8 protein-coding genes are annotated in these 6,929 nt (G+C 66.6%); 1 reads left to right on the top strand and 7 read right to left on the bottom strand.

Annotated features, from left to right (window positions below):
* From VGD44_RS18625 to rpsL, 3 genes are all read right to left on the bottom strand, one after another.
* On the bottom strand, nucleotides 1-918 hold a 918-nt coding region (locus tag VGD44_RS18625; protein WP_331089872.1), incomplete at its 3' end, for a GTP-binding protein.
* Between the two features lie 105 nt (nucleotides 919-1,023).
* Entirely contained in the window at nucleotides 1,024-1,497 is a 474-nt protein-coding gene (rpsG, locus tag VGD44_RS18630) for a 30S ribosomal protein S7 (RefSeq protein WP_331089873.1), read from the bottom strand.
* Nucleotides 1,498-1,509: 12 nt separating this feature from the next.
* Entirely contained in the window at nucleotides 1,510-1,881 is a 372-nt protein-coding gene (gene rpsL, locus VGD44_RS18635) for a 30S ribosomal protein S12 (RefSeq protein WP_056018026.1), read from the bottom strand.
* A gap of 308 nt (nucleotides 1,882-2,189) precedes the next feature.
* On the opposite strand from rpsL, the gene VGD44_RS18640 reads away from it, so the two are divergent.
* Nucleotides 2,190-2,909 (top strand): hypothetical protein, encoded by a 720-nt coding sequence (locus VGD44_RS18640; RefSeq protein WP_331089874.1) that lies wholly within the window; start codon nucleotides 2,190-2,192, stop codon nucleotides 2,907-2,909.
* Here VGD44_RS18640 and VGD44_RS18645 read toward each other — a convergent pair.
* The 4 genes from VGD44_RS18645 to VGD44_RS18660 form a co-directional block, all read right to left on the bottom strand.
* Nucleotides 2,906-4,012, bottom strand: a complete 1,107-nt coding sequence (locus tag VGD44_RS18645) for a ferritin-like domain-containing protein (protein WP_331089875.1) — start codon at nucleotides 4,010-4,012, stop codon at nucleotides 2,906-2,908. The two genes, VGD44_RS18640 and VGD44_RS18645, sit on opposite strands and share 4 nt — an antisense overlap.
* Nucleotides 4,013-4,102: 90 nt before the next feature.
* Complete coding sequence (locus tag VGD44_RS18650; RefSeq protein ID WP_331089876.1) at nucleotides 4,103-4,432, bottom strand: zf-TFIIB domain-containing protein; 330 nt, start codon at nucleotides 4,430-4,432, stop codon at nucleotides 4,103-4,105.
* Between the two features lie 63 nt (nucleotides 4,433-4,495).
* Nucleotides 4,496-6,454 carry a S9 family peptidase gene (locus tag VGD44_RS18655; RefSeq protein WP_331089877.1) on the bottom strand — a complete coding sequence of 653 codons (1,959 nt, stop codon included), beginning with the start codon at nucleotides 6,452-6,454 and terminating at the stop codon, nucleotides 4,496-4,498.
* A gap of 132 nt (nucleotides 6,455-6,586) precedes the next feature.
* On the bottom strand, nucleotides 6,587-6,929 hold a 343-nt coding region (locus VGD44_RS18660), incomplete at its 5' end, for a hypothetical protein (RefSeq protein WP_331089878.1).

The following is a 6,929-nucleotide window of genomic DNA, read 5'->3' on the forward strand; positions in this document are numbered from 1 at the left end:
GTTGTCGTCCGGGCGGCGCTCGACTTCCTGCTCGGTGCGGAAGTCGATGCCCCTCGTCGGCGGGATGTCCACCGGCGACGGCAGGTAGTCGACCACGGCGTCCAGCAGCGGCTGCACGCCCTTGTTCTTGAAGGCCGAGCCGGCGAGGATCGGATAGAATGCGCCGGTGATCACGGCCTTCTTCAGGCACTTCTTGATCACCTCTTGGCTCGGCTCTTCGCCGGAGAGGTAGGCCTCCATGGCGTCGTCATCGAGCTCGACGGCGTTCTCGATCATGTAGTGGCGAGCTTCCTCGCACTTTTCCTTCATGTCGGCCGGGATCTCGGCGTCGTGGTAGTTCGCGCCCAGGCCTTCGCTTTCCCAGATCACCGCCTTCATGCGGACCAGGTCGACGATGCCCTTCAGGTTGGCTTCCGAGCCGATCGGAAGCTGGATCGGAACGGCCTTCACGCCCAGGCGCTCGCGGATCGTGCGCACGCAGAAGTCGAAGTCGGCGCCGATCTTGTCCATCTTGTTGACGAACACGATGCGCGGAACGTTGTACTTGTCGGCCTGACGCCACACCGTCTCGGTCTGCGGCTCCACGCCCTGGTTGCCGTCGAGCACCGCCACGGCGCCGTCGAGGACGCGCAGGTTCCGCTCCACCTCGATGGTGAAGTCCACGTGCCCGGGGGTGTCGATGATGTTCAGGCGCTTGTCGTTCCAGAACGTCGTCGTCGCCGCCGACGTGATGGTGATGCCGCGCTCCTGCTCCTGCTCCATCCAGTCCATGGTGGCCGCGCCGTCATGGACTTCACCGATCTTATGGCTCTTGCCGGTGTAGTAGAGGATCCGCTCCGTCGTCGTCGTCTTGCCGGCGTCGATGTGCGCCATGATGCCGAAGTTGCGGTAGTCTTCGATTTTATGCGTGCGGGGCATAGCGGATGCCTTGCGAAAAAAGGGCTGTTCGGAAGAGGCTGAACGAACGGCGCGGGCGGTTTATCTCAAACCGCCCGCGCCGGAAAGCTCACTTGGAAGTCGGGCTTACCAGCGGTAGTGCGAGAAGGCCCGGTTGGCTTCAGCCATCTTGTGCGTGTCTTCACGCTTCTTGACGGCCGAACCGCGGTTCGAGGAGGCGTCCAGCAGCTCGCCGGCCAGCTTCTCGGTCATGGTGTTCTCGCCGCGGTTGCGGGCGGCGTTGACCAGCCAGCGGATGGCCAGGGCGCGGCGACGCTCGGGACGCACTTCCACCGGAACCTGGTAGGTGGCGCCGCCGACCCGGCGGGAACGCACCTCGATGGCCGGAGCCACGTTGTCCAGGGCGGCGTGGAAGGTCTCCAGCGGGCCCAGGTCCTTGCGGCGGGTCTCGAGGATATCGAAGGCGCCGTAGACGATGTTCTCGGCCACGGCCTTCTTACCTTCGTACATCACGTAGTTCATGAACTTGGTGACGACGAGATCCCCGAACTTCGGATCGGGAAGGACGACTCGTTTGTCTGCGCGACGGCGACGGGACATCTCTGGAATTCCTTACTTCGGACGCTTGGCGCCGTAGAGCGAACGGCGCTGCTTGCGGTCCTTGACCCCCTGGGTGTCGAGCACGCCGCGGAGGATGTGATAGCGGACACCCGGAAGGTCCTTCACACGGCCGCCACGGATCAGGACCACCGAGTGTTCCTGCAGGTTGTGGCCTTCGCCGGGGATGTAGCACACCGCTTCGATGCCGGTGGTCAGGCGCACCTTGGCGACCTTACGCAGAGCCGAGTTCGGCTTCTTCGGGGTCGTGGTGTAGACCCGGGTGCAGACGCCGCGACGCTGCGGGCACCCCTTCAGGGCCGGGACCTTGTTCCGCGAGGGCTTGTCCTGGCGCGGCTTGCGGATGAGCTGGTTGACTGTCGGCATCTACTCTCGCTTCGTGGAGGCGTGTGCCGTTTGGCCGGGGCGCCTCGGTTGGGGTCGTTGTGGTCATGGTTCGAAACCGACCGACGAAACGCAAACAATCGCCGGAGCACCGTTCAGGCGTTCCGGCGGGAGCGGCTCATCGGAGCTGGGAAGAATCCCCGGCCTCGAAAGAGCGCGCTACATAGTCGGGAAGGACCGTCGCGTCAATCTCGTGTGCTGCAGTGCAGCCATGCCGCGGCTCGGCCATGAATTCGCCTCGCAGCGCCCCCTTCCCTAAGGCGCAGCTCCGAGGGGAATAAGGAGAGTAGATGCCGGCGGCGCGACGGAGCCGAAGGTACGGGATCGTGGCGGCCTCCGTGGCCGTGCATGCCGCCCTGCTGACCGCCGTCGCGGTGCACGCGCCACGCCTGAAGATCCCGCCGCAGGAGTCCGGTCCGCCCGAGGCGGTGATCCCGGTACTGATCCTGCCGCGCGCCCCGCCGCCCAACGCCGCGCCCGGCGCCAAGCCGTCGCCGATCCGTCTGCACCGCCGGCCCCAGCGGTTCGCTGACGACCTGCCGCCGATCGCGCCGCTGATCGCACCCACCGAGGAAGAGCCCGCCGAGGAACGGGCCGCGCCGACGCCGGGTCCGCGCGTCTTGAACCTGCCCACCCAGGAGGACGCCTTCGCCGCCAACGCCCGCAACGCGCTGCGCAGCCGCCTCAACTGCGACGATGCGCGACTCAGCCGCGCCGAGCGCGAGAGGTGCCTCGAGCGATTCGGCGCCGCCGGCCGCGACGCGCCCGTCCTGGGCCTGGGCGTCGATCGCGACAAGGCCTCCGAGCTAGAGGCGGCGGCGCGCCGCAAGGAACAGGACTATGGCTACAAGCGCTCGGCGCCGGGCGGCGTGGGCGTCTCCGGAACCGGCCGCAACGCGGGCGCTATCGAGCGGCCCGGCAACCCGAACATGGGCATGGGCGCGACGTCGGAAGACCTCGGGCGCGCCACGGGGAACGACTCCCGCCGCGAGCTCAAGGTCCCCTTCTAGGCGGCCACGCGGGACTTGGTCTCGAGCGGCGCCTCCAGCACGGCCCAGTCGATGGCGCCGTCGTGCTGCATGCTCTCGAACTCAAGCACGCCCAGCTCCTCGAACTTCGGCCGGATGGCGTCGGTCAGCAGTCCTACGCGCTTCAGGTTCGGGATCATCCTTTCGAACAGGAACTTGCGGAATGCCTGACCGCCCTGGCTCGCGGCGTTGATCTCCAGGGCCTCCTCGCGCGTGAAGCCGAACTCCTCGGCGACGGTGGTCGAGATCAGCCGGTTCTTCATCACGACACAGGCCTCGTACGCGAAATTGGCCCGTTCCTCGATCTGGTCCTGCGGCAGCGAGCGGATCCAATCCTCCAGGTAGTTCACGCCGAACGCCACGTGCCGGCCCTCGTCGCGCATGACGAGTCCCACGATCTGCCGCAACAGCGGGTCGGGCGTCTGGGCGTGGATGGTCTGGAAGGCGGCGAGCGCCAGGCCCTCGATCAGGATCTGCATGCCGATGAACTTGAGGTCCCACCGCTCGTCGGTCAGCACCTTGTCGAGCAGGAGCTTCAGGTTCAGGTTGATCGGGTAGATCATATGGCAGCGTTCCATCAGGTAGCGGTGGAACACCTCCACGTGGCGAGCCTCGTCGAACGTCTGGGAGGCGGCGTACAGCTTGGCGTCATGGGTCGGCGCGCAACTCACCAGTTGGGACGCCACCATCAGCGCGCCCTGCTCCCCGTGCAGGAACTGCGACAGCGTCTGTGCCGACGTGCGTCGCATGAAGTCGGCCTTCTGCCCGGCCGTCAGCGCCTTCCACTTCGGATGATCCCTGAAGCCCTCCGGACCGTCGTCCTCGGCCAACACGCGCGGCTCGGCCTCGAGCGTCCAGTCGACGTCGAACTCGGTGTTCCAGTTGAACCGTTTGCCCAGCTCGTAGAGGCGCCGGATCCGGCTGTTCGCCGCCTCGTAGTCCCAGTTGTACGATCCGGTCAGAGGCGTCCGGAAGATCTCCCGGATCACTTCGACGTCGTGGTCGGTAAGGCGGTGGGCGAGTTCGTCCTCGTCGAAGTACTGGACCTCGGTCGGCGGCCCCTTGACCTCTTGGACGTTCAGCATGGCGATCTCCCTGGCCCAGTTCCGGGCTTCGGGAACATCGTAAAGATGACGCCTGCGTCATCTTTGATCTGAATCAACCGGCGCGCCGCGTCAATCGAAGATGTCGAAGATATCGAAGCCCTTCTTCTTCTTCCGGTAGTGGTAGTCGTCGTCGTAGCGGTGCTGGCCGTGCTTCTGGTCGTAGGGATGGCGGCGGCGCCAGTCCTCCGGATCGCGGTGGAAATCGCGCACCTCGCGGTCGAAGCGCTCGCGGTCCTGCTGCTGCCCGCTACGCTCCTCACGCTGGCCCTCGAGCAGCTTCTCCAGCTCGCCGCGGTCCAGCCACACGCCCCGGCAGCTCGGGCACATGTCGATGTCCACGCCGGAACGGTTCACGTTCTGCATGGAGGTGTTGCAGTTCGGGCAGAGCAGCAGCGGCACGGGCGGTCTCCTTGAGGCGTACGCGTGATCTAGGCGCCCGTACGCGTATGCCAAGGGACTGTGTCAGTTCACAGGCAGGTTCTTCGCCAAAAACTGTTCGAGCGCCTCCAGGGCCCGCGTCCGGTTCGCCGTCTTGGTGAGATAGTGGTTCTCACCAGGCAGGATGACCAAGTCGTACGGCTTGCCCGCCGCCTTCAGGCGCTCAGCCATGAGCTGTGACTGACTAGGCAGAACCACCGTGTCCTTGTCGCCGTGGATGAGCAGGATCGAGGCTTTCACGGCCGCAGCGTGGCGCGCCGGGGACTGCGCGGCGAGCCTATCGCTCGAAGTCGCACCAAGGTCGGCTTTCAGCTCATCGATAGCGGCGGCCTCGCGCCCGTGCGTGCGGGCGTCGTCGATAATCAGCTGTCCCAGATCGGCGACGCCGGCGATGGACGCCGCGCAGCGATAGACATCGGGGTGGAGGCTCGCACCGGCGAGCGCCGCATAGCCACCGAAGCTTGCGCCAACTATGCAGACGCGCTGCGGGTCGATGTCGTTCGACGCCGCCAGGGCGGCCACACCGTCGAGAAGATCGGTCTGCATCTTGCCGCCCCACTCGCCCCGACCGGCCGCCTCGAAGTCGTCTCCAAATCCCCACGAGCCGCGAAACTGCGGTTGCAGGACCACGTAGCCGCGGGTCGCCAGAAACTGCGCAACGAAGTCGAAGTCATAGTTGTCGCGGGACCGTGGTCCGCCGTGCGGATAGACGATCAATGGCAGCTTCGCGCCCGGCTTGGCGCCCGGCGGCAGGGTCACATAGGCGGGGATCTCCAGTCCGTCGCGCGCCTTGTAGGTCATCCAGCTCGTCGTCCCGAGCGCGGCGCCTTTCAGCTCCGGGTACTCCTCGCCCAGCGGCGAGACCTCCTTGCGCGTGCGGTCGTAGAGGTACCAGACGCCCGGTGAGTTCGGCCCAGCGACGCGCGCCAGGAACCGAGTACGATCCCTGGACCACCCCTCGAGGTTTACCTCCTCGGCCTTGAAGGCGCGGACGAGCACATTGGCCGCGGCGCCAATCTCGGGATCGAGCCACTCGTAGATGGTCCGTTCCCCGCCGGAGGAGATTCCGACCGCGGTGTTGCGATGCTCGTCCCAGACAAGCCTCAGCGAGGGGCCGCTGCCGGTCTGGCCCAGCGGCTCGACCGTGCCGTCGCCCAGCCGCTTCTTCACCAGCCGACCTTCCTGGGCAAGGTAGATCGCATCGTCAGGCTCGGAGTAGCCGTAGTACAGGCGGCGGCTCTCGTAGCTGCCGCCATCCCAGATCGGTTTCCATTCGCCCTTCCCGCCCGGTTTCCCGAACACGGAGAAACGGTGGTTGATCTCGTCGATGTCGAGCCGGACGCGCGGTTGTCCGGCCAGATCGACTTCCCAGCTCGTGGTGTCGTCGTTGCCCCGCTCCACCAGCTTGCCGTTGCCCGTGTTCGGATCCACCGACCACAGGGCGAAGAGCGTACCGCTTGTCCCCTTGCGCTTCATCCGCGTGTCGAAGCGGTCGTCGGAGCGGCCGTTGTCAACGAGACCCAGGACCAGCGCGCGCGTCGGCGCCGTATCGGTGATCCCGAGGATTGGCTGGCGCGCGACGAATTGTGACAGCACATCATTGTCCAGGAGCCGCGCGACAGGCTTGGCGTCCGGCGCGATGGAAATGTTGCGTTCCAGACGATAGGCGAGCCGTGGCCCCGTGCTCTCCCAGTATGCGATCCGCGCCAGCACGTGGTCGTCGCCGGCCCAGCGCACGCTTACGGCTTCGACCTGGCCGAGAGGCAGCGCCGGGAGCCCGGACTGATCGATCGTGGCGATCGAGACGAAGCGCTGCTCGCTCGTACCGCCCAGGATCGCGATCCGTTGGCCGTTGGGCGAGATTGCGGCGTCCACCACGGCCGGAACGCGCCCGAACGCCGACGCCGGCGGTGGCGCAGCCTTGGCGGGCGCAAACACGCAGGCGGCCGCCGCCGCCATCCATAGAGCTTTCACGAACGCCACCCCCGAGTGTTCCCCAACGAGTCGCAGCCTAGCCGCGATGTCGAGGCGGCGCCTAGAGCAAGGCCGCGCAAAGACAAAACGGCCCGGGATTGCTCCCGGGCCGCTCGTTACGCGTGACAGGTACTGGAGAGTTTAGGACTCCACCGTCTCGGCGACCGCCGCATCGGCGATCTCCGCCGGCAGCGGCTCCATGGCTTCCTCGCGGCTGGCCGTCAGGGCTTCGTCGCGCTTGGCGGCGATGCGCTGCAGGTTGCGCAGGTACGAGCCCGTGCCCGCCGGGATGAGGCGGCCCACGATCACGTTCTCCTTGAGGCCTTCCAGGGTGTCGTTCTTACCCTGGACCGCGGCTTCGGTCAGCACGCGCGTCGTCTCCTGGAACGAGGCCGCGGAGATGAAGCTGCGGGTCTGCAGCGAAGCCTTGGTGATGCCCAGCAGGACCGGCTGCGTGAGGGCCGGACGGCCGCCACGCTGTTCG

This window comes from Phenylobacterium sp., assembly GCF_036402295.1.
In the GTDB taxonomy this organism is placed as follows: domain Bacteria; phylum Pseudomonadota; class Alphaproteobacteria; order Caulobacterales; family Caulobacteraceae; genus Phenylobacterium.